At 74.6% G+C, this 20,927-nt stretch carries 21 protein-coding genes and 1 riboswitch; of the genes, 13 read left to right on the forward strand and 8 right to left on the reverse strand.

The window, feature by feature from the left end:
- The first annotated feature begins 34 nt into the window (after positions 1-34).
- Together ACN27B_RS27720 and ACN27B_RS27725 are read left to right on the forward strand one after the other, a co-directional pair.
- Positions 35-547 (forward strand): acyl-CoA thioesterase, encoded by a 513-nt coding sequence (locus ACN27B_RS27720; RefSeq protein WP_422742049.1) that lies wholly within the window; start codon positions 35-37, stop codon positions 545-547.
- Positions 544-1,170 (forward strand): LysE family translocator, encoded by a 627-nt coding sequence (locus ACN27B_RS27725; RefSeq protein ID WP_396821531.1) that lies wholly within the window; start codon positions 544-546, stop codon positions 1,168-1,170. Before ACN27B_RS27720 ends, ACN27B_RS27725 begins: the two co-directional genes overlap by 4 nt.
- A 31-nt stretch (positions 1,171-1,201) precedes the next feature.
- Here ACN27B_RS27725 and ACN27B_RS27730 read toward each other — a convergent pair whose 3' ends face one another.
- Positions 1,202-2,032 (reverse strand): PrsW family glutamic-type intramembrane protease, encoded by an 831-nt coding sequence (locus ACN27B_RS27730; RefSeq protein ID WP_099160584.1) that lies wholly within the window; start codon positions 2,030-2,032, stop codon positions 1,202-1,204.
- A 130-nt stretch (positions 2,033-2,162) separates the two neighbouring features.
- A riboswitch (cobalamin riboswitch) is annotated at positions 2,163-2,374 on the forward strand.
- Positions 2,375-2,492: 118 nt separating this feature from the next.
- On the opposite strand from ACN27B_RS27730, the gene ACN27B_RS27735 reads away from it, so the two are divergent.
- The 4 genes from ACN27B_RS27735 to ACN27B_RS27750 all read left to right on the forward strand — a co-directional run bounded on the left by ACN27B_RS27735 (position 2,493) and on the right by ACN27B_RS27750 (position 8,813).
- Positions 2,493-4,880 carry a ribonucleoside-diphosphate reductase subunit alpha gene (locus tag ACN27B_RS27735; RefSeq protein ID WP_099160583.1) on the forward strand — a complete coding sequence of 796 codons (2,388 nt, stop codon included), beginning with the start codon at positions 2,493-2,495 and terminating at the stop codon, positions 4,878-4,880.
- Positions 4,881-4,900: 20 nt separating this feature from the next.
- On the forward strand, positions 4,901-5,896 hold the full coding sequence (locus ACN27B_RS27740) for a ribonucleotide-diphosphate reductase subunit beta (protein ID WP_099164533.1): 996 nt from the start codon (positions 4,901-4,903) through the stop codon (positions 5,894-5,896).
- 161 nt (positions 5,897-6,057) lie between these two features.
- Positions 6,058-8,292 carry a hypothetical protein gene (locus ACN27B_RS27745; RefSeq protein ID WP_422742052.1) on the forward strand — a complete coding sequence of 745 codons (2,235 nt, stop codon included), beginning with the start codon at positions 6,058-6,060 and terminating at the stop codon, positions 8,290-8,292.
- Positions 8,286-8,813 (forward strand): hypothetical protein, encoded by a 528-nt coding sequence (locus ACN27B_RS27750; RefSeq protein WP_422742054.1) that lies wholly within the window; start codon positions 8,286-8,288, stop codon positions 8,811-8,813. Before ACN27B_RS27745 ends, ACN27B_RS27750 begins: the two co-directional genes overlap by 7 nt.
- Here the strand turns inward: ACN27B_RS27750 and ACN27B_RS27755 are convergent.
- Positions 8,810-9,574, reverse strand: a complete 765-nt coding sequence (locus ACN27B_RS27755; RefSeq protein ID WP_422742056.1) for a LuxR C-terminal-related transcriptional regulator — start codon at positions 9,572-9,574, stop codon at positions 8,810-8,812. The genes ACN27B_RS27750 and ACN27B_RS27755 overlap by 4 nt on opposite strands.
- A gap of 146 nt (positions 9,575-9,720) precedes the next feature.
- Here ACN27B_RS27755 and fgd point away from each other — a divergent pair, with 146 nt between their 5' ends.
- Positions 9,721-10,725, forward strand: a complete 1,005-nt coding sequence (fgd, locus tag ACN27B_RS27760; RefSeq protein WP_357623302.1) for a glucose-6-phosphate dehydrogenase (coenzyme-F420) — start codon at positions 9,721-9,723, stop codon at positions 10,723-10,725.
- Complete coding sequence (gene cofC, locus ACN27B_RS27765) at positions 10,722-11,348, forward strand: 2-phospho-L-lactate guanylyltransferase (protein ID WP_099160578.1); 627 nt, start codon at positions 10,722-10,724, stop codon at positions 11,346-11,348. The genes fgd and cofC overlap by 4 nt, the downstream gene beginning before the upstream one ends.
- A 48-nt stretch (positions 11,349-11,396) precedes the next feature.
- On the opposite strand, the gene ACN27B_RS27770 is transcribed toward cofC, so the two are convergent.
- Both ACN27B_RS27770 and ACN27B_RS27775 read right to left on the reverse strand, forming a co-directional pair.
- Complete coding sequence (locus ACN27B_RS27770; protein WP_422742059.1) at positions 11,397-12,242, reverse strand: DUF6081 family protein; 846 nt, start codon at positions 12,240-12,242, stop codon at positions 11,397-11,399.
- Between the two features lie 19 nt (positions 12,243-12,261).
- The gene (locus tag ACN27B_RS27775) at positions 12,262-13,173 is read right to left on the reverse strand and encodes an NmrA/HSCARG family protein (RefSeq protein ID WP_253866341.1); all 912 of its coding nucleotides are present in this window, start codon (positions 13,171-13,173) and stop codon (positions 12,262-12,264) included.
- A 245-nt stretch (positions 13,174-13,418) separates the two neighbouring features.
- Between ACN27B_RS27775 and ACN27B_RS27780 the strand changes: the two genes are divergently transcribed.
- Positions 13,419-13,844: a PPOX class F420-dependent oxidoreductase gene (locus tag ACN27B_RS27780; RefSeq protein WP_091573963.1), complete on the forward strand. Its 426-nt coding sequence runs from the start codon at positions 13,419-13,421 to the stop codon at positions 13,842-13,844.
- 64 nt (positions 13,845-13,908) lie between these two features.
- A complete protein-coding gene (locus ACN27B_RS27785; RefSeq protein WP_157779042.1) occupies positions 13,909-14,934 on the forward strand; it encodes a transaldolase family protein in 1,026 nt (341 codons plus the stop codon).
- A 60-nt stretch (positions 14,935-14,994) separates the two neighbouring features.
- Here the strand turns inward: ACN27B_RS27785 and ACN27B_RS27790 are convergent, their stop codons facing one another.
- Entirely contained in the window at positions 14,995-15,909 is a 915-nt protein-coding gene (locus ACN27B_RS27790) for an NADP-dependent oxidoreductase (RefSeq protein ID WP_355518754.1), read from the reverse strand.
- Positions 15,910-15,978: 69 nt separating this feature from the next.
- Positions 15,979-17,742, reverse strand: coding sequence for an MFS transporter (locus tag ACN27B_RS27795; RefSeq protein ID WP_099160573.1), 1,764 nt, complete (start codon positions 17,740-17,742; stop codon positions 15,979-15,981).
- A gap of 117 nt (positions 17,743-17,859) precedes the next feature.
- Here ACN27B_RS27795 and ACN27B_RS27800 point away from each other — a divergent pair, with 117 nt between their 5' ends.
- From ACN27B_RS27800 to ACN27B_RS27810, 3 genes are read left to right on the forward strand one after another with little or no spacing between them, the layout of a single operon-like run.
- The gene (locus tag ACN27B_RS27800; RefSeq protein WP_141561870.1) at positions 17,860-18,375 is read left to right on the forward strand and encodes a MarR family winged helix-turn-helix transcriptional regulator; all 516 of its coding nucleotides are present in this window, start codon (positions 17,860-17,862) and stop codon (positions 18,373-18,375) included.
- A gap of 39 nt (positions 18,376-18,414) precedes the next feature.
- On the forward strand, positions 18,415-18,840 hold the full coding sequence (locus ACN27B_RS27805; RefSeq protein WP_281592763.1) for a DUF6069 family protein: 426 nt from the start codon (positions 18,415-18,417) through the stop codon (positions 18,838-18,840).
- A gap of 28 nt (positions 18,841-18,868) precedes the next feature.
- Complete coding sequence (locus ACN27B_RS27810; RefSeq protein ID WP_422742066.1) at positions 18,869-19,498, forward strand: DsbA family oxidoreductase; 630 nt, start codon at positions 18,869-18,871, stop codon at positions 19,496-19,498.
- A gap of 56 nt (positions 19,499-19,554) precedes the next feature.
- Here the strand turns inward: ACN27B_RS27810 and ACN27B_RS27815 are convergent, their stop codons facing one another.
- Complete coding sequence (locus tag ACN27B_RS27815; RefSeq protein WP_099160570.1) at positions 19,555-20,055, reverse strand: acetyl-CoA carboxylase biotin carboxyl carrier protein; 501 nt, start codon at positions 20,053-20,055, stop codon at positions 19,555-19,557.
- 23 nt (positions 20,056-20,078) lie between these two features.
- On the reverse strand, positions 20,079-20,861 hold the full coding sequence (locus tag ACN27B_RS27820; RefSeq protein ID WP_099160569.1) for an SDR family NAD(P)-dependent oxidoreductase: 783 nt from the start codon (positions 20,859-20,861) through the stop codon (positions 20,079-20,081).
- Positions 20,862-20,927 lie beyond the last annotated feature (66 nt).

Raw genomic sequence — 20,927 nt, forward strand, 5'->3', positions numbered from 1 at the left:
GTCGGCGGTCCGCTTCGCGAGGACGGAACCACACGTGCCCGACACCAGCACGCTCACCGGCCGACCGCCGTCGGCCTCGCACCTGACGCTGTCGCAGATCATGGACCAGCACCACACCAACCTGATGGGTACGGTGCACGGCGGTCGGATCCTCAACCTGATCGACTCGGTGGCCGGCGTGGTCGCCGCCCGCCACTCCGACGGACCGGCGGTCACCGCCGCCATCGACGAGACGGCCTTCCTGCGCGCGGTGCGCGTCGGCGACGTGGTCCACGTCGACGCCCGCATCACCTGGGCCGGGCGCAGCTCGATGGAGGTGGCGGTGAAGGTCAGCGCCGACCGCTGGGACCGGGCGGTGCCGCCGGTGGACGTGGCCACCGCGCACCTGGTGATGGTGGCCGTGGACGACCACGGCCACCCCCGCGCGGTGCCGCCGCTGCGCCCCGAGACCGACGGCGACCGGCGCCGCTACCGCGAGGCGCACATCCGCCGGGAGCACCGGCTGGCGCTGCGGCGGGCGCTGCTCGACGGCGGGAGCGAGGCGTGACGGCCGGACTGCCGCCGGCCGTGCTGGCGGGCTACCTCGCGGCGATCGTGCTGCTCATGCTCACCCCGGGACCGGACATGATGTTCGTGCTCGCCAACGCCGCCCGGTACGGCGCCCGGGCCGGCGCGGTGGCCGCGCTCGGGGTCGCCGCCGGCGAGGCGGTGCACGTCGCCGCCGTGGTGGCCGGGCTCGCCACCGTGGTCGCCGCGTCGCCGGTGCTGTTCACCGCTATCCGGTGGGCCGGCGCGGCCTACCTGGTCGTGCTGGGGGTGCGGGCGTTGCGCGGCGCCGGACGGCCCGGCGCGTCGGCGGACCGGGCCGACGGGCGGGCCGGCCGGGCGTTCCTGCGCGGTCTGCTGACCAACCTGCTCAACCCGAAGATGATCCTGTTCAGCGTGGCGTTCCTGCCGCAGTTCGTCCGGCCCGGCGAGGGACCGGTGACGGCGCAGCTGGTGCTGCTCGGCGCGCTCTTCGTCGCGGTCCAGCTCACCGTCGACCTGGCGCTGGGGCTGGGCGCCGGCCGGATCGCCGGCCGGTGGGGCGACAGCCGCTGGTCGCGGCGCATCGACCGGGTCTGTGCCGTGGCGTTCGTCGCGCTGGGGATCCGGCTGGCTGCCGGTTGACGTCCGGGGTGGCCGGTGGGCGCGGCGGCGCTCACCGGCCGGGCGTGGCGCCCAGCCCGTCGTCGACCCGCCGCGCCGCCGCGGCCGGGCCCGCCGGCACGTCGCCCGGCCGCTCCTGGTCGAGGTGCAGGCGCAGCAGCACCCAGCCCAGCGACACCCCGCCGATGAACAGGTAGGCGGCCTGGGTGCCGAACGTGTCCCAGCAGGTGTGCAGCGTGACGGCCGCGGCGAAGGTCAGCAGGAACGCCGCCAGCCGGCGCCCGCCCGGCGCGGCGGCGAGGGCGAACAGCGCGCCGGCGGTCAGGCCGGTCCAGGACAGGTGCGCGGCGGGCGCGGTCAGGCCCCGGATCAGCAGCGTCTGCTCGACCGTGCCGAGGTTGCCCTGGGACCCGACCAGCGCGGTGAACGCGTAGCCCATCGTCTCCAGCGCGGCGAAGCCGGCGCCGGAGGCCACCCCGATCACCAGACCCTCGCCCGGCGACCGGCGCCGGCGCCACAGCAGCAGGATCGCCACCGGCACGATCAGCTTCGCCGTCTCCTCGATCAGGCCGACGAACACCATCGGCAGCACGCCGAGGCGGTGCAGGGTGTCGTACTCCAGCCAGCCGGCCGCGACGACACCGACCACCCCGCCGACGAACGCGGCGAGGCCGACGACCGAACCGGGGACCCGCCACCGGCCGGTGCGGCCCTGCGCGAAGGTCAGGAACGTGGCCGGTGCGATGGCGGCGCCGAGCAGGATCAGCGCCGGCACGAAGTTGATGTTCCGGGTGCCGGCCAGTGTCTCCAGCACCAGCAGGAACAGCCCGACACCGACCAGCAGGACCGCGACCCACGCCCAGCGGCGCCCCAGATTCGCCATGCGCCGAGTATCGCCGTCGACACCGGCGTCCGCCATGGCGGGGGACCCGTCGACGCCACCGTGGACGCTGAGACGTTGCCGACACGCGGACGCGACATGTGGTGTTACCTACGGGAGGCCACCGCCATATATGGTGTTCACCGCAGCTGGTTCACCCGGTCGGCCACGGCCGGGTGTCGCAAGAGGGAACCCGGTGGAAATCCGGGACTGCCCCGCAGCGGTGAGTGGGAACGACCGCCGTCAACGAAGCACTGGGCCACCCGGCCCGGGAAGCGACGGCCAGTAGGCGACCCCGTGTCGAGCCCGCGAGTCCGAAGACCTGCCAGCGCGCCGTGCGCTGCCGCGCGCGGCGGTCGGAGGTCGCGCGGGACGACCGACGCCAGCAGCCGGGCCGGCCCTGCGCCGTGCCCGTTGGCGTCCTCCCGCCGTCCGAGGCCATCGGTGACAGCGAGGAGAGGTCATGACGGTCGTGCAGGAGAGTCCACCGTCCGAGGTGGGCGGACCGGAGCAGCGCCGGCCCGTGATGCGGGTCCGCAAGCGCGACGGCGACGTCGAGCCGGTCGACGTCAACAAGATCGTCAAGGCGGTCGATCGGTGGGTCGCCGACCTGGACGAGGTGGACCCGCTGCGGGTGGCCACGAAGACGATCAGCGGGTTGTACGACGGCGCCACCACCGCCGAACTGGACCGGCTGTCCATCCAGACCGCCGCGGAGCTGATCGGCGAGGAGCCGCAGTACTCCCGGCTGGCGGCCCGCCTGCTCGCCGCGTTCGTGGACAAGGAGGTACGCGGGCAGCAGGTGGCGAGCTTCAGCCAGTCGATCGCGTACGGGCACGGGCTGGGGCTGATCGGCGACGGGACCGCCGCGTTCGTCGCGCGCCACGCCCGCAAGCTGGACGACGCCGTGGACCCGGCCGGTGACCTGCGGTTCGAGTACTTCGGGCTGCGCACGGTGGCGGACCGCTACCTGCTGCGGCACCCGGAGACCCGGCTGGTGGTGGAGACGCCGCAGTACTGGCTGCTGCGGGTGGCCTGCGGCCTGTCCCACACCCCGGACGAGGCGGTCGGCTTCTACCGGCTGATGTCCAGCCTGGCCTACCTGCCCAGCTCCCCCACGCTGTTCAACTCCGGCACCCGCCACACCCAGATGTCCTCGTGCTTCCTGGTCGACTCCCCCCGCGACGAGCTGGACTCGATCTACGAGCGCTACCACCAGGTGGCGAAGCTGTCGAAGTTCTCCGGCGGCATCGGCATCTCCTGGTCCCGGGTACGCGGCCGGGGCGCGCTGATCCGGGGCACCAACGGCCGCTCCAACGGCATCGTGCCGTTCCTCAAGACGCTCGACGCCGGGGTGGCGGCGGTCAACCAGGGCGGCCGGCGCAAGGGCGCGGCCTGTGTCTACCTGGAGCCGTGGCACCCGGACGTGGAGGAGTTCCTGGAACTGCGGGACAACACCGGCGAGGAGTCCCGCCGGACGCACAACCTCAACCTGGCCAACTGGGTGCCGGACGAGTTCATGCGCCGGGTCGAGGCCGACGGCGAGTGGTCGCTGATCGACCCGTCCGACGCGCCGGAGCTGCCCGACCTCTACGGCGAGGCGTTCGACGCCGCGTACCGGGCGGTCGAGAAGAAGGCGGTCCGCACGGTCCGGGCCCGGGACCTGTACGGGCGGATGATGCGCACGCTCGCGCAGACCGGCAACGGGTGGATGACGTTCAAGGACGCCGCGAACCGGCTGTCCAACCAGACCGGCGAGCCGGGGAACGTCGTGCACCTGTCCAACCTGTGCACCGAGATCCTGGAGGTCAACGACGACGCCGAGACCGCCGTGTGCAACCTCGGCTCGGTCAACCTCGGCGCGCACGTCACCGCCGACGGGGTGGACTGGGAACGGCTGCGCGCGACGGTGCGCACCGCGGTGGTGTTCCTCGACCGGGTGATCGACATCAACTACTACCCGGCCGCGCAGGCGGCGGCGTCGAACCCGCGCTGGCGGCCGGTCGGGCTGGGCCTGATGGGCCTGCAGGACGCGTTCTTCGCGCTGCGCCTGCCGTTCGACTCGGCCGAGGCGAAGGAGCTGTCCACCCGGGTGCAGGAGGAGATCTTCCTGACCGCGCTGGAGACCTCCGCCGGGCTGGCCGAACGGTTCGGCCCGCACCCGGCGTACGACCGGACCCGGGCGGCGAAGGGTGACCTGCACCCGGACCTGTGGGGCGCGGAGCCGACCCAGGTCGGGCGCTGGGCCGCGCTGCGGGCCCGGATCGCCGCGCACGGCCTGCGCAACTCGCTGCTGGTGGCGATCGCGCCGACCGCCACCATCGCGTCGATCGCCGGCTGCTACGAGTGCATCGAGCCGCAGGTGTCCAACCTGTTCAAGCGGGAGACCATGTCCGGGGAGTTCCTCCAGGTCAACACCTACCTGGTGCGGGAACTGAAGGCGCGTGGGCTGTGGACGCCGCAGATCCGGGACCGGATCAAGCGCGCGGAGGGCTCGGTGCAGGACGTCACCGAGCTGCCCGCCGAGGTGCGGGAGCTGTTCCGCACCGCGTGGGAGCTGCCGCAGCGGGCGCTGATCGACCTGGCCGCCGCCCGGGCGCCCTGGATCGACCAGTCCCAGTCGCTGAACCTGTTCCTGAGCGCGCCGACCATCGGCAAGCTCTCCTCGATGTACCTGTACGCCTGGAAGGCCGGGCTGAAGACCACCTACTACCTGCGGTCCCGTCCCGCCACCCGGATCCAGCAGGCCACCGTCGCCGTGACCCCGGCGATCGCACCGCTCGTCGTGGCCGACGACGAGGCGCTGGCCTGCTCCCTGGAGAACCCCGAGAGCTGCGAGGCCTGCCAGTGACCACCACCGACACCCGGCCCATGCTGCTCGACCCCGGCATGGACCTGACCCTGCGCCCGATGCGCTACCCGCACTTCTTCGACCGGTTCAAGGACGCCATCCGCAACACCTGGACGGTCGAGGAGGTGGACCTGCACGCCGACCTGGCCGACCTGGCGTCGCTGTCCCCGGCCGAACGGCACCTGGTGTCGCGGCTGGTGGCCTTCTTCGCCACCGGCGACACCATCGTCGCCAACAACCTCGTGCTCAACCTCTACCAGCACGTCAACTCCCCCGAGGGCCGGCTCTACCTGTCCCGGCAGCTGTTCGAGGAGGCGGTGCACGTCCAGTTCTACCTGAACCTGCTGGACACGTACGTGCCGGACGAGACGGAGCGGTTCGCCGCGTTCGCGGCGGTGGAGAACATCCCGTCGATCGCCCGCAAGGCCGAGTTCTGCTTCCGGTGGATCGACTCGATCCACGAGCTGCGGGAGCTACGGACGCGGGCGGACCGGCGGGCGTTCCTGCTCAACCTGATCTGCTTCGCCGCGTGCATCGAGGGGCTGTTCTTCTACGGCGCGTTCGCCTACGTCTACTTCCTGCGGTCCCGGGGCCTGCTCAACGGGCTGGCCTCCGGCACCAACTGGGTGTTCCGGGACGAGTCCATGCACATGGCGTTCGCCTTCGACGTGGTGGACACCGTGCGCGCCGAGGAGCCGGACCTGTTCGACGAGAAGATGGAGCGGCAGATCCGGGAGATGCTCGCCGAGGCGGTGGAGTGCGAGGCGCAGTTCGCCGAGGACCTGCTGGAGCAGGGCGTGTCCGGGATGTCGCCGGCCGACATGCGCGAGTACCTCCAGCACGTGGCCGACCGGCGCCTGGCCAGCCTCGGCATCGCGCCGATGTACGGCAGCCGCAACCCGTTCGCGTTCATGGAGCTCCAGGACGTGCAGGAGCTGTCGAACTTCTTCGAGCGGCGGGTGTCGGCGTACCAGGTCGGTGTCACCGGCAGCGTCACCTTCGACGACGACTTCTAGCGCGGTGGGCCCGCCCCGCGCCGGGACGGCCGGGGCGGGTCCGCAGTCCCGTCGACGACATTCCCGGTACGCGCATGCGCGTATCGCCCCTGCCTCCCCGATCCGCGACGTTGTCATCGCCGAACCCAGGGCGGGCGTCGGCGGACGAGGGGGGAACGCGCGTGAAACGGATACGTCAACGGCTGCGGCCGTTCCTGGCGGCGGCGCTGGCCATGGTGGTCGGCGCCGCCGTCACCACCGCGCTGCCGGCCACGCCGGCCGCGGCGAGCTACGGCTCGACGGTGACGGTGACCGTCGACGAGATGCACACCACCGAGTGCCTGGACCGGGTCTGGCTGGTCGTGTGCGACACCCCGGAACTCTTCGGCGTCGCGATCATCACGCAGGACGACGGCCAGCAGCTGCGGTGCGAGATGGCGCTGCCGGCGGCCGGCGGGACGGACATCGTCACCCCGAGCACGGTCTGCGCCGGGCGCTCGGTGACCGGCAACTTCCGGGTCAACTTCGAGCTGTGGGAGGACGACTCCACCGAGGGCGGCAGCCGGGACCAGGCCGACCTCAACGCCGGCACGGCCAAGGACTGGGCGACGACGAACCTGCTCGGCGGCCGGTCCGGCACGTCCCGGTGGACGACCAGCGGCGGCCCCTCCCGGGCGATCTTCACCGTGTCGGTGTCACCCCGGCCCACCGCCATCGCCATCTCGTCGCCGCCGCCCGGCGGCACGCCCCGCGAGTTCGACCCGCGACTGGGCGAGATCCTAACCGTCAGCGGCACCCTGTCGGTGCCCTCCGCGCTGCGGTTCACCGTCACCGCGCAGGCGACCGGGGCGTCGTTCGTGCTGTTCGAGGCGCCGTTCTACGGCGGTGTCTTCAACGTCACCTGGGACGGTCGCTGGTCCGACGGGTCGTACGCGGCGGTCGGCGGATACACGATCACCGTCGCCGACCCGGTCGACGGCGCGTCGGCGCGCACCACCCAGGCGCGGGTGATCCAGCGGGTCGGCCTGGCCTTCACCGGCATGACCAGCCAACCGGCCACCAACTGGCAGTACCGCAGCGGCCCGATCGTGGTCGGCGCGGTCGCCTCGGCGCCCGGGACGTTCCGGATGCGGGTGCTGCGCGGCGCCACCGAGGTGTACCGCACCGCCGACCAGCGCCGCGCCGCCGGCCCGCTCTCGTTCTCCTGGACCGGCCGGCACGCCGACGGCTCCTGGGCCACCCCCGGCAGCTACACGTTCACGCTGGACGGCACCGCCGACGACGGCCGGGCGTTCCCGGCCGCCTCGCGGGTCGTGCCGGTCAGCGACCCGCCGCCGGGCCTGGAGGTGTACGCGCTGGCCGAGCCGGGCGTCCCGGCGGTCAACCCGCAGGCCGTGCCGGGCACGTCGATCCGGGCCAAGGTGGTCGCCGCCGACCACACCGCGCGACCGGCGGCCCGGATCACCGTCGAGATGAGCCCGGCCGGCTGGATCGGCCGCCCGGTCACCCACGCGCCCCGGGTGGTGAAGACCTGCGTGCAGACGACCGAGTGCCAGGCGGTGATCCCGTCGGACATCCTCGCCGGGGAGGCGGTCGCGTACCGCGTCACCGCCAGCGAGGCGGACGGGGTGCCGGAGATGCGCACCGCGACCGCGGACTGGCGGATCACCGACCTGAACCCGCCGGATCCGTCGCAGGGCCCCGAGGTCACCCTGGTGCCGCTGTGGCGGGCCAGCGTGCCGGCGGTGGTGGGCTCGGACGGGCGGGTGAACACCCGGCCGCTCAACCAGACCATCGACGTGGCGTACGCGCCCGGCAGCGGCTACGACACGTCCACGCTGGACGGCGCGCGGCAGTTCGGCAACGCGGTCGACGACAACGCGTGGCAGCTGCTGGGGATCCGCTCGCGGGTGTTCCCCAGCTCGATCGGCACGCACTGGTCCCAGGTGGGCATCTGGGTGCAGAACGTGCCGGTCGAGGTGACGGTCAGCCCGGACGGCGACGCGCTGTGCCGGCGCGGGCCGTTCAGCCCGGTCAGCTTCGCCGAGACCAACGGCGTGCTGCACACCGTCAACTGCCGGGACAACGCCTCCGGCGCGGTGTTCAGCGCCGACTCGCCGATCGTGGGCTGGCACGAACTGCACCACAGCGCCTACCACGAGGGCGACGAGTACTGCTGCGACGGCGGCTACTCCTACGGCGACGGGCGCAACACCTACCCCTCGCTGTCGGCCTGCCAGCGCGGCGGGTCGGACGCGCGCACCTGCAACGAGATCACCGACGGGGTGAACCCGACCGGTTGGTGGCGCAGCGACGGGCCGATGGCCGACGTCATGATCGACAACTCGGTCGAGCGGGCCGACGACATCCGGGCCGCCGAGGCGACCTTCGCACGATGCGGGAGAGGGCAATGCTGAACCGACGGATCCGGATCCTCCTCGCGGCGGCGTTCACGGTGCCGTTCCTGGGCGCCGCCGCGGTGGCCACCCGGGCCGGGACCACCGCGGCCGGCGCGGCCCCGGTGGTGCCGGCGCCGACCGTCGACCCGGCGAACCCGACCACCGGCACCCACCTGCGGCTCGGGCTGCGCGTGTCGGCGCGCGCCGCGACGCCGAACCTGCTGGAGATCGACAGCGGGTTCGCCTCGTCGTTGCGCGGCACGGGCGGGCCGTTCCAGCTCGTGGTCCGGGACTCCGGCGGTTCCGTGCTGGACACGCTGTGGCTGGACGACCCGCTGGCGACGCGGGTCTACGGCAGCAAGGAGAAGGCCCACGACAACCCCCGGGCCAAGGAGGCGGACGTGGTGGTGGACCTGCCGGTCACCGACACCGCGTACGTGGTGGACGTGGTGCTGGCCGACCGGCGGATCGGTCAGGTCGAGGTGGCCTCGCTGATCGCGGCCTGCCGCAACGCGCCGCTGCCCTGCGCCACCATCTAGGCCCGCGGGCCGGGCACCTCCAGGATGCCGAGCGCCACCGCCCGCATGACGGTGGCGACCGGCCCGGAGGTGCCCAGCTTGCGGTGCACGTTCTCCAGGTGCTTGCGCACGGTGCCGGCGGCCAGGCCGAGCCGGCGCGCGGTGGCCGGCACGGTCAGGCCGTCGGCGATGCCGCGCAGCACCTCCACCTCCCGCCCGGTCAGGCCGGCGCCGCCGGGCGGCACCGGCCCGCCGGGCAGCCGCACGCACCGGTGCACGGCGATCAGCGCCGGCTGCAACCGGGCGAGCAGGTCCATCTCGCGCGCGTCGAAGACCCGGTCCCGGTTGAACTGGTACCAGCTCAACACCGGCGTCGGGCCGACCACCAGGGCGACCGTGTGCGCGCCGATGCCCCGCGGCGCCAACACCTCGCGGTAGAGCGTGTGCCGCCGCCACTGCCGCTCCGACAGCACGTCGGTGACCTGGAGCGGCGCCGCCGGGTACGGGTGCGACCGGCGTACGGTCGGCGCGAACAGCGGATGGTCGGTGAGCTGGTGGTGCATCCGCCGCACCAGCGTCCGGTCGACCGGCCGGTCCGCGGCGAGGTCGGGCAGGCGCAGCGTGGCCAGGTCCAGTTCCGCGTAGGTGGACAGCTCGCTGCGCAGGCGGTGGGCCACGGCGGCGAGCACGGTGTCGACGAGCGCGCGCCCCCGCAGCGCGCCGATCCCGGTCGCCACCTCGCGGACCCACGCCCGGTCCGCGGCGGTGGTGGAAAGCGTCACGAGCGGACCATAGGAGCCGGCGCACGCGCGGCCGGTCGGCAAGTGGACACTGATCACCTTCCAACACCGCCCGGTCTCGACCGCGGTTCGAGGCCGCCCCGAACCGCACCGGAGATCGTCGAGCCACCGACAGACAGGGGTGGCAGATGGTCAGGTTCGGCTACAAGGCCTCCGCCGAGCAGTTCGGCCCGCGGCAACTGCTGGAGTACGCGGTCCGGGCCGAGGAGCACGGGTTCGACTCCGTCTTCGTCAGCGACCACCTCCAGCCGTGGCGGCACGACGGCGGTCACGCCCCGGCCGCGCTGCCCTGGCTGGGGGCGCTGGTCGCCCGTACCCGGCGGATCGTCGTGGGCACCAGCGTGCTCACGCCGACGTTCCGCTACCACCCGGCGGTGGTCGCGCAGGCCTTCGCCACCCTCGGCTGCCTGGCGCCCGGGCGGGTGGTGCTCGGCGTCGGGTCCGGCGAGTCGCTCAACGAGGCGCCGCTGGGCGCCCCGTGGCCGCCGCCGGCGCAGCGACTGGCCCGGCTGACCGAGGCGGTCGAGCTGATCCGCAGGCTGTGGCGCGAGGACCGGGTCGACTTCGCCGGCCGGTTCTACCGCACCGACCGGGCCACCGTCTACGACCGGCCGGAGCAGCCGGTGCCGCTCTACGTCGCCGGCGGCGGCCCGGTGGCGGCCCGGCTCGCCGGGCGGCTCGGCGACGGCTTCATCTGCACCAGCGGCAAGGGCCGCGACCTGTACGCCGACCGGCTGCTCCCGGCGGTGGCCGAGGGCGCCACCGGCGCCGGGCGGGACCCGGACGCGCTCGACCTCACCATCGAGGTGAAGGTCTCCTTCGACACCGATCCGGACCGCGCGCTGCGGGACACCGCCCACTGGGCGGCGCTGGCGCTGACGCCGGAGGAGAAGACCGGGGTGGACGACCCGATCGAGATGCAGCGCCGCTCCGACGCGCTGCCGCTGGCCCGGGCGGCCAGCCGCTGGATCGTCTCCGCCGACCCGGCCGAGCACGCGGCCCGCGTGCAGGAGTATCTCGACCTGGGCTTCCGGCACCTGGTGTTCCACGCCCCCGGCCCGGACCAGGCCCAGTTCCTCAGTCTCTACAGCACCAAGGTCCTGCCGCTGCTCTCCGTCCCGGACCCGCGGTGACGCTGCCGGAGTGGACGGTGCTGGTGCCGGTGAAGCGGCTCGACCGGGCGAAGAGCCGGCTGGCCCTGCCGGTCGGGCTGCGCCGCGCGGTCGCCGAGGCGATGCTCGTCGACGTGCTCGCCGCCGCCGCTGCGGTGGCGCGGGTGTGCCTGGTCACCGGCGAGCCGGTGGCCCGAGGTTGGGGCGTACCCGTGCTGCCGGACCCCGGTGGCGGGCTGTCGGCGGCGGTCCGGGCGGCCGCGGCGCGCATCGCCGGGCCGGTGGCGGTGCTCTCCGGGGACCTGCCGGCCGCCCGGCCGGCGGAACTGGCGGACGCGCTGGCCGCCGCGTCGGCGCACGAGGCGGCGGTGCTGGCCGACGCCCCCGGCACGGGCACCACGCTGCTCACCGCGCGCAGCGGCCGACGACTGCGGCCGGCGTACGGGCCGGGCTCGCGGGCCCGGCACGCGACGGCCGGGACGGTCGACCTGACCGGGTCGCTGTCCGTGCCCGGCCTGCGTCGCGACGTGGACACCGTGGCCGACCTGCGCGACGCCCTGCGGCTGGGCCTCGGCCCGGCGTCGGCGGGGGTGCTGGCCGCCGCCGGGCACGCGCCGAGCGGCCACCCCTGGCTGCCCTGGTGACTCCGGGCCGCGGGACCGCCGGGCGGGCACCGGCGGTCCCGCGCCGGCTCAGTCCCGGTACGCGGTCAGGCGCCGCACGTCCAGCCGCACGCCCTGGCCCCAGATCCGGTCGGCGAACAACGCCAGCCCGACCGTGAGCTGCCGGGGCGCTGCCGACTCGGCCGGCCGGCCGTTGTCCCGCAGCGCGTACCCCGGGTCGAGGACGCGGTGCCCGATCCGGTCGACGGTGAGCACCTCGTCGTCGCCGACGTACCAGTGCGCGGTGCGCCGGTCCGCGTCGTAGCGCAGGGCCAGGTCGTGGACGTCCCCCGGCTCGCGGTCGCGGACCGGCACCGCGAACGAGAACCCGCCGTAGGTGTGCGGCGGGAACGCCAGCCGCTCGTAGACGGCGAAGACGCACCGGTCGGTGACGATGAAGTCGAACACCATGCCGGTCTCCCGGTCCATGCAGATCAGCGCCGACGCGCCCAGCCGCAGGTCCCGGCGCGGGTCGGCGACGGCGTCGCCGTACGGGTGGCGGTCCAGACCGTACGCCCGCACGGACAGCTCCGCGCGCAGCGTGAAGCCGCCGGCCGGCACCGCGAAGCCGGGCAGGCCCGCCGGCGTGTCCCGGTTGGCCATCAACGCCCAGCGCAGGTGGTCGGTCTCCGACAGCGGCTGCGGCGGTTCGGCGAACGCCGGCTCGCCGGTGCCCGGATCGGTCCCGGTCGGCACCACGGTCAGGCCGCCCTCCCCGGTGAGCGGCGCCCCGTCCCCGGCGGGGAAGCCGGGCACCGGTCGCAGCCGCCACCGCGAGGTGGGCCCACCGACCGAGAGCGGACCGGTGAAGTCGTCGTGCAGCACCTCCTCCCCGCTGCGGTGCGGACGGGTCGTGGTCTCGGACTCGGCGCTCATCGCCACCTCCACTGTCGGGTCAGCCGTTGCGCGGCACACCGGCCGCCGGCGGGGCGCTGTGGGTGCTGCTCGGCGCCCAGCCGGTACGCGACAGCCAGCCGGCGAGGGTGAGCAGCTCGGGGTTCTGCCGGCGCAGGGCCGGGATGTCGGCGTGGTAGCCGATCCGGTTCAGCCAGCCGTAGGCGGTGGCCTGCCACTCGCTCTGCCGGCGCAGCTCCTCCATCGGCACCGGCTCGTAGCGGGTGGGCAGGCCGGTGTGCCGGGCGAACGTGGCGGCGATCTGCTCGCCGGTCAGCTCGTCCCCGGCGAGTTCGATCCGGGCGCCGACGGTCGCCGGATCGTCGAAGGCCGCAGCGGCGAAGAAGCCGATGTCACCGGAGGCGATCATCTGCAACGGGGTGTCCGGCGCCAGGCCCCGCCGGTAGACCAGCTCGTCGCCCTCCCGCAGCGGCGGGTACTGCGCGAAGTTGTCCATGAAGTAGGTGGGGCGCAGGAACGTGGCCGGCAGGTCGTGCTTGCGGATGCGGTCCTCGATGCGCAGCTTCGCCTCCCGCCAGAACACCCCCTCGGGGCGCTCCGCGCCCCCCACCGAGCTGTGCACGTAGTGCGCCACGCCCACCTCGCCGGCGACGTCGGCCACGGTCAGGCCGTGCCGTTCCTCGGCCGGCACGCCGCCCGGCCCGAGCGGGGTCTGCACGCTGAACACGCCGTACGCCCCGGTCATCGCGGCGCGCACCGACGCGGCGTCGTCGAGGTCGCCGACGACCAGGGTGGCGCCCCGCGCCGCCAGGTCCCGCGCCGCCGGGCGCCCCGGGTCCCGGACGAAGGCGCGCACCGCCCAGCCCCGCCGCAGCAGGTGCCGCGCGGTTCCGCCGCCCTGCTTCCCGGTCGCCCCGAACACCAGCACCCACCGGTCTGCCCGTGCTGTCACGGCCACCTCCTCGCCCTCGCGGCCACGGCGGGCGGCGTCCGGCCGTCCGCGTCCTGCCGACGAAGGCTCACCGGCGGGGATAGAGCCGGCGTCGAGAGCCGGTCGAGGCCACCGGTTCGAGTCGCCCTCGACCCGGCCTCCAGTCCGGGGCGAGCCGGGGCCCCGACGATCGGGCCGCCGGGTGTGCCGCACACCCGGCGGGCCGCGCGCGGCGCGGGCCGGACGCCGACGAGGGGCAGGATGACGTGATCTTCACCGAGGACGAGCTGGAGTACCTGAGGTCGCAGCGGCTCGGCCGGCTGGCCACCGCGCAGCCCAACGGCACGCTCCAGAACAACCCGGTCGTCTACTGGTACAACGCCGAGCTGGACTGCATCGACATCGGCGGCCGGGCGATGGCCACCACGCAGAAGTTCCGCAACGTCGCGGCCAACGGCAAGGCGTCGTTCGTCATCGACGACGTGGTCTCCCGCCGCCCGTGGCGGGTGCGGGGCATCGAGATCCGCGGGCTCGCCGAGGCGCTGGTCGACCAGCCGGTCCCGCCGGAGCTGGAGTTCCTCAGCCCCGAGCTGATCCGCATCCACCCCCGGCGGCTGTTCACCTGGGGCCTGGACCCGAACCACCTGGCGATGGTGCGGCGCACCGTCACCCCGGCCACCACCGCCGGCTGACCGTCCACCGGCCATCCCCTGACACGCCGTGCCACGGCGTGCCGACGCCAGAAGGAGACAGATCGTGACGGACAACCTCCGCCGGCTCGTGGACGCGGGCCTGAGCGTGTGGCGGGACGATCCGGCGGCGGTCGCCGCCGACCCGCCGGCCGGAACCGGGCTGGTCCTCGGCGCCGACGCGGTCCGGGCCGCGCTCGCCGACCCGGCGGCCACCGAGGGCGACGACGGGGACGACGCGGTGCGGCGGATCACCACCGCGGTGGCGCGCCGGGCCGCCGACGCGTTGCTGCCCGCGTACCACGCCGCCGGCGGACGCGACGGCCTGGTCAGCGTGGAGGTCGACCCGCGGCTGGCCGACGACGTCGACGGCGCGGTGGCCGAGGCCCGCCGGGTCGTCGACCTGGCCGACCGGCCGAACGTGGTGGTCCGGGTGTTCGCCGCCGAGGCGGCCCGGGAGCTGCTGGCCGGCGGGATCGGCGTCGAGGTGGCGCTGGTCTCCGCGCCGGAGCTGATGCGCGCGGCGCTGGACACCGTCCGCGAGGGGCTGGACGCGGCCGAGGGCTTCCCGCCGGCGCTGGTGTCGGTGCCGGTGGCCGACGTGGACACCGAGGTCGACAAGCGGCTGTGGGCGATCGGCACCGACGACTCGGCCCGGCTGCGCGGCACGGCCGCCCTGGCCACCGCGCGGATGACCTACGCGGCCTACGAGAACGCGCTGCGCGCGCCGGCCTGGGGCCGGCTGACCGCCTCGGGCGCGCCGAAGCCCCGGCTGGTGTGGACCGCCACCCAGGTCCGCGACCCCTACTACCTGGAGACCCGCTACGTCGACGAGCTGGTCGTCTCCGGCGCGGCCACCGTGCTCTCCCCGGCCACCTGGCGGGCCGTCGTCGAGTACGGCGAGCCGCGCGGCGACACGGTGCACGGCACGTACGAGGAGGCCCGGCAGGCGCTGGACCGGCTCACCGACATCGGCGTGGACCTGCCCGACGTGCACCGGGTGATCCGGGCGCGGTCGGTGGCCCGCTCGGTGGCCGGCTGGCAGCGGGTCCGCGACGCGGTGGCCGCCACGCGCCGGCAGCCGGTGGGCTGAGCCGGACCGGCCGGCACGGCCCCCGGACGCCTCGGCGTCCGGGGGCCGTTCGCGCGTCGCTCAGTCGACGACGAGTGCCACCTTGCCGCGCACGTGGCCGGTCTCGACCAGGCGGTGCGCCTCCGCCGCCCGGCTCAGCGGCACGGTCTCGGCCACCTCCACCACGAGCTTGCCCTCGGACCAGAGCCGGGTGAGGTCGTCGAGCTTCTGCGCCGAGCGTTCGGTGCCGATGCGCCGGATGCCGAGCTGCGCGGACCGGGCCCAGTCGGCGATGGTGACGATCCGCTCGGTGCTGCCCAGCAGCTCCAGCGAGACGTCCAACGCCTCGCCGCCGATCGCGTCGAGGGCGCAGGTGATCCCCTGCGGCACGGCCGCCCGCACCCGGTCGGCCAGGCCCGGGCCGTAGGTCACCGGGACCGCGCCGAGCGACCGCAGGTAGTCGTGGTTGCGCTCGCTGGCGGTGCCGACGACCTGGGCGCCGCGCGCCTTGGCCAGCTGGACCGCGAACGAGCCGACCCCGCCGGCGGCGGCGTGGACCAGCAGCGTGTCCTGCGCGCCGACGCGCAGCTCGTCCAGGGCGGTGTACGCGGTCTGCCCGGACGCGGTCAGCACGCCCGCCTCGGCCCACGGCATCTTCGCCGGCTTGTGGCCCACCTGCTCGGCCGGGACCACCACGGTGTCGGCGTAGCCCTGCATGTCGAGGTAGGCGATGACCTCGTCGCCGTCGGCGAACCCGGTCACGCCGTCGCCGACCTGGTCGACGATGCCGGCCACCTCGTTGCCGAGCCGCACCGGAAAGGTCAGCGGGTTGTACGCGGCGAAGTCACCCCGCCGCGTGGCACAGTCGAACGGCTGGACCCCGGCCGCCTTGACCCGGATCCGCACCTGGCCGGCGCCGGCCTCCGGGTCGGGCGCGTCGACGAGGTGCAGCACCTCGGGCCCGCCGTACTCGTTGAACACCACGATCTTGGCCATTGTCATCCTTCCGCCGGCGCGGGTCGCCGGTGTCTAGTGTGGAGGTTGTCGGCTCGTCGGCGCGGCCGGTCAGGTCGCGGCCGTCGGTTCGGGGGGCGCGGCGGCGGCGCGCTCGCCGGTCCCGCCGCCGGGCTGCCAGCGACGGGCGAACGGCGGCAGCAGCATGGTCAGCAGGAACGCCGCCACCAGCAGCGCCGCGGAGACCCCGATGGTGCGGACCAGCGTGCCGGAGAAGCCGGCCCGGCCGGCGTCGCGGGCGGCGGCCTCCACCGCCTCGCCGACCGCGCGCGGGTCGGCGCTGGCCGCCGCGACCCGCGTGGTGCTCTCGCCCAGGCGGGCGCAGGCGGCCGGCACCCGGGCCGGGTCGCTCGCCTGGGCGCCGGCCCGACCGCAGGCGCGCACGTCGGCCACCAGCCGGTCCTGGTCGGACGCGGTCACGCCGACCGCGCCGAGCCGGGCCCGCAGGTCGGCCGCGCCGGTGTCGGCCGCGCCGGAGACCTGCCCGACGAGCACGCCGAAGAAGACCGTGCCGAGCACCGCGGCGCCGAGCGCGCCGCCGAACTGCTGGATCGCGGTCATCGTGCCGGAGGCGGAGCCGTATTCCTGCGGGCGCACGCCGGCGAGCACGATGTCGAAGAACGGGGACAGGAACAGGCCCAGGCCGGACCCGTAGACCAGCAGCGGTCCGGCGAGGTGCCAGGGCGAGACGCCGGCGCCGTCGGTCCGCAGCACCAGCGCCACCGCGGCGAGGCCGACCAGCATCAGCAGGATGCCGAGTTGCAGTGAGCGTCGACCCAGCCGGGCGGAGAGCCCGGCGCCGGCGAACGCGAAGCCGACCATGCTGCCGAGCGCCTGCGGCAGCACGGTCAGGCCCGCCCTGAGCGGCGAGTAGCCGAGCCCGACCTGGAGGAACACGGCGAGCACCAGGCCGAACCCGACCATCGAGGTGAAGATGGCCAACCCGGTGGCGAGGCCGCCGGTGAAGGCCCGGTTGCGGAACAGGGTCGGCACGATCAGCGGGTCGCCGCCACGGCGGTGCACCCGCGTCTCGATCCGGGCGAACACCACGAAGAGCACCAGGGACAGCGCGATCATGGCGAACGCCCAGGCCGGCCAGCCCAGTTCCCGCCCCTGCACCACCGGGTAGACCAGCAGCAGCGCGGCCACGGCGGCGAGCAGCGCGCCGGGCACGTCCAGCCGCCGCGCGCCGCTGGTCTGGCCGCCGGGCAGGAAGCGGGCGCCGGCGACCACGGCGAACAGCCCCAGCGGCAGGTTGATCAGGAAGATCATCCGCCAGCCGGTGCCCCAGACGTCGGCGCTCACCAGGGCGCCGGCGAGCACCGGGCCGGCCACCGAGGCCAGCCCCATCGCCGGGCCGAACACCCCGAACGCCTTGCCCAGCTCCTGCGCCGGGAACATCGCCCGGATCACGCCCAGGCCCTGGGGCAGCATCACGGCGCCGAACAGGCCCTGCACCACCCGCGCGCCGACCAGCGTGCCGGGGGACGTCGCGACCGCGCAGAGCAGCGAGGCCACGGTGAACCCGGCCGCGCCGACCAGGAAGACCCGCTTGCGGCCGTAGAGGTCGCCGAGCCGGCCACCGGTGATCAGGCCGGCGGCGAGGGCCAGGGTGTAGCCGGCGCCGAGCCACTGGATCAGCGCCGGCCCGCCGCCCAGCTCCGCCCGGATGGACGGCGCCGCGATGTTGGTGACCAGGGTGTCGAGCAGGTCCATGATCGAGGCCAGCAGTACGACGGCGAAGGCGGCCCAGCGCCACCGGTAGGCTCCGCCGGCCACCGTCGACGCGGGCGCGAGGGCCACGTTGTCGGTCATGTCGTCCCGTTCGTCGGAGCGCCCCGGCGGGTGCTGAACGCCCACCGGGAGGCAGTAGCGAAAAAGTTCGAAAGTCGATACCTTCTAAGTCCGAAGTATTCGGGGTTCGGAGTGACCATGTCAAGGAGAACGCGGGACGAGGTGGTCTACGCGTTGATGCGGACCTGGCGGGCGTCCCGCCTGCAGACCGATCTGCTGGACGACGCCGCCTTCCACAAGATCGGCATCAACCGCACCGACGGGCGGTGCCTCGACGCCCTGAGCGAGGGGCCGATGCCGGCCAGCGTCCTGGCCCAGGCCTGCGGCATCAGCCCCAACGCGCTGACCACCGTCGTCGACCGGCTCGCCGAGCGCGGGCTGGTCGAGCGGGTCAAGGACCCGGCCGACCGGCGTCGGGTGCTGGTCCGGCTCACCCCGCTGGCCGACCACGTCAGCCAGCAGCTCTACGGGCCGGTGGTGGCGTGGTCGCTGCGCAACTTCGAGAAGTACTCCACCGAGGAACTCGCACTCATCGAGGGCTTCATCGACGCCGGCCGGCGGTTCCAGGCCGAGCACATGAGGTACATCGCCGCGCTGGACCTGTCCTGGGAGGTCCCGGACAGCCCGGCCGGCGGAACCCCCGAGCCGGGCTGAGACACCGGCCCGGCCACCCACAAGCAGAGGGAGCAGAGCATGAGCAGCGCCATCGGAGAGGCCCGCCCCGCCCTGGGGCGCCGGGCCACCCGGGCCGTGGTCGTCGTGGCGGCGGTGGTCGCCGCGGTCGTGGTGTTCGCCGTCGCCGACGCCGTGGCCGGCGAGATCCGCGTACCGCAGCGGCCCGCCTCGTCCGAGACCGAACCGCTGACCCTCAGCGCGGTCACCTTCGCCGCCGCGCTGGCCTGCCTGGCCGGCTGGGCACTGCTGGCCGTGCTGGAACGCTTCACCGCCCCGGCCCGGGCCCGGGCGGTGTGGACCGGCGTCGCCCTGGTCGTGTTCCTGCTCAGCCTGCCCTACCTGCCGGGCTTCCGGCTGGCCGACCGGGTGGCGGTCGCGCTCGTGCACACCGCGCTGGCCGCCGTCCTCATCCCGGGGCTGCGCCGCACCGGCCGGGCCGCCTGAGCGGCCGGGCGAGGAGAGGAGGAACGCCGTGCTGGTGGAGGTCTGGGCCGACATCATGTGCCCCTGGTGCTGGATCGGGAAGCGGAGGTTGGCACGCGCGTTGGCCGACCACGGCGACCCGGACACCCGGATCACCTGGCGGGCCTTCGAACTGCGGCCGGGCCACCGGCGTACCCCCGACCTCACGCTGGGCGAGGTGATGGTGCGCTGGCGCGGCCGCACGGAGGCGGAGGTGACCAAGATCTTCGGCTGGATCCGCACCCTCGGTGCGCAGGAGGGGCTGGAGCTGGACCTCGCCACCACCCGCCCGGTCAGCTCCTTCGACGCCCACCGGCTGTGCCACCTGGCCGACGCCGCCGGGTCGCGCGACGAGATGACCGAGCGGCTGTTCCGGGCCCACCTGACCGAGAACGTCAACGTGGCCGACCACGACGTGCTGGTCGGCCTCGCCACCGAGGTCGGCCTGGACCCGGCGGAGACCCGGCGGGTGCTCGACGGCGACCGGTACGCGGCGCAGGTCCGCGCCGAGGCCGGCGCGCCCGGGGTCACCGGTGTGCCGACCGTGGTGGTCGACCGACGGGAGCGGGCCGCCGGCGCGTTGTCGGTGGACGACTACCGGGCCCTGCTCGCCCGGGCCGCCACGCCCAGCCGGCCGTGACGGCGGCGCCGGCCCGGACACGGTCCGGGCCGGCGCCGTGCGGGCGCGGCGGCCGCTCACCCGTCCAGTGGGGACAGGGCGATCAGCGGCTCGTCGTACTCCACCGGGGCGCCGTCGGCGCGCAACACCTCGGTGACGGTGCCGTGCGCGTCGGCGTGCACCGGGATCATCAGCTTCATCGCCTCGACGATGCCCACCTGCTGGCCCGGTTGGACGATGTCCCCCTCGGTGACGAACGGCTTCGCCCCCGGCTCCGGCGCCCGGTAGAAGACCCCCACGGTCGGCGCGCGCACCAGGTGCCGGGCGGGCTCGTCGTCGGCCGCGGGGACCGGCGCCGCCACGCCCACCGGGTCGGCGGCCGGCGCCATCGCCACCGCCACCGGCGCGCCGACCGTCGCCCACTCCGCCTCCAGGGTCAGCGCACCGGCCCGGATCCGCAGCGCCGTCGGCGGCCGGGGCAGGTCGGCGAGCAGTCGCAGGGTGCTGCGCCGGACGGCGTCCAGGGCGGCGGTCAGGTCCGGCTCCCGGTCGGTGCCGTCGTCGTTCTCTGGGCTCATGCCAACCTCTTCCGGTCCGTCGCTCAGTAGTTGCCCAGACCGCCGCAGACGTTCAGCGCCTGCGCGGTCACCGCCGCCGCGTCGTCGTGCACCAGGTACGCGACCATCGCGGCGACCTCGTCGGGCCGGACGTAGCGGCCGATGGGCACCCGGGTGGTGATCCGGTCGAACGTCTCCTCCTCGGAGACCCCCCAGATGTCGGCGTAGTGCGCGCGCACGCGCTGCGCCATCGGCGTCTCCACGAACCCGGGGCAGACCGCGTTCACCGTGACGCCGGTGCGCGCCAGCTCCAGCCCGAGCGCCTTGGTGAAGCCGACCACGCCGTGCTTGGAGGCCGAGTACGGCGCGGCGTGCACCACGCCCTGCTTGCCCCCGGTCGACGCGATGTTGATCACGCGCCCCCGTCCCCGCGCCAGCATGCCGCCGGTGGTCAGCGCCGCCTTGGTCATCAGGAAGACGCTGTTCAGGTTGGTGTTGATCACGTCCAGCCACAGCTCGTCGTCGATCTCGGCCGTCGCGCCGCCGCCGCTGCGCCCGGCGTTGTTCACCAGGACGTCCAGCGGGCCGTACCGGGCCACCGCGGCGGCCACGAACCGGCGCACGTCGGCCGGCACCGACACGTCGCACACCTCGCCGTCGGCGTCGAATCCCTCCTCGACGAGGCTCTTGACCGTCGCGGCCAGCTCCCCCTCGTGACGTGAGCAGATGAAGACGCGGTGCCCGTCCCGGGCCAACCGCCGGGTGACGGACAGCCCGATGCCACTGGTCGCCCCGGTCACGACTGCGACCGGCTGGGTTCTCTCCACGGTCCCTCCACGGGCCACTCGGTTCGGCGGATGACCGTCCGACCTTCGCGCGGCGGCCTCGAGCCG

The sequence above is a fragment of the Micromonospora sp. WMMD754 genome (genome assembly GCF_049315235.1).
Lineage (GTDB): Bacteria > Actinomycetota > Actinomycetes > Mycobacteriales > Micromonosporaceae > Micromonospora > Micromonospora sediminicola.

What these genes read in the sequence shown, in the direction of transcription:
- ACN27B_RS27730 (WP_099160584.1), bottom strand. Translation starts at nt 2,032, where the DNA reads ATGGCGAATCTGGGGCGCCGCTGGGCGTGGGTCGCGGTCCTGCTGGTC.
- ACN27B_RS27735 (WP_099160583.1), top strand. Translation starts at nt 2,493, where the DNA reads ATGACGGTCGTGCAGGAGAGTCCACCGTCCGAGGTGGGCGGACCGGAG.
- ACN27B_RS27740 (WP_099164533.1), top strand. Translation starts at nt 4,901, where the DNA reads ATGCTGCTCGACCCCGGCATGGACCTGACCCTGCGCCCGATGCGCTAC.
- ACN27B_RS27750 (WP_422742054.1), top strand. Translation starts at nt 8,286, where the DNA reads ATGCTGAACCGACGGATCCGGATCCTCCTCGCGGCGGCGTTCACGGTG.
- fgd (WP_357623302.1), top strand. Translation starts at nt 9,721, where the DNA reads ATGGTCAGGTTCGGCTACAAGGCCTCCGCCGAGCAGTTCGGCCCGCGG.
- ACN27B_RS27770 (WP_422742059.1), bottom strand. Translation starts at nt 12,242, where the DNA reads ATGAGCGCCGAGTCCGAGACCACGACCCGTCCGCACCGCAGCGGGGAG.
- ACN27B_RS27790 (WP_355518754.1), bottom strand. Translation starts at nt 15,909, where the DNA reads ATGGCCAAGATCGTGGTGTTCAACGAGTACGGCGGGCCCGAGGTGCTG.
- ACN27B_RS27795 (WP_099160573.1), bottom strand. Translation starts at nt 17,742, where the DNA reads ATGACCGACAACGTGGCCCTCGCGCCCGCGTCGACGGTGGCCGGCGGA.
- ACN27B_RS27800 (WP_141561870.1), top strand. Translation starts at nt 17,860, where the DNA reads ATGTCAAGGAGAACGCGGGACGAGGTGGTCTACGCGTTGATGCGGACC.
- ACN27B_RS27805 (WP_281592763.1), top strand. Translation starts at nt 18,415, where the DNA reads ATGAGCAGCGCCATCGGAGAGGCCCGCCCCGCCCTGGGGCGCCGGGCC.
- ACN27B_RS27815 (WP_099160570.1), bottom strand. Translation starts at nt 20,055, where the DNA reads ATGAGCCCAGAGAACGACGACGGCACCGACCGGGAGCCGGACCTGACC.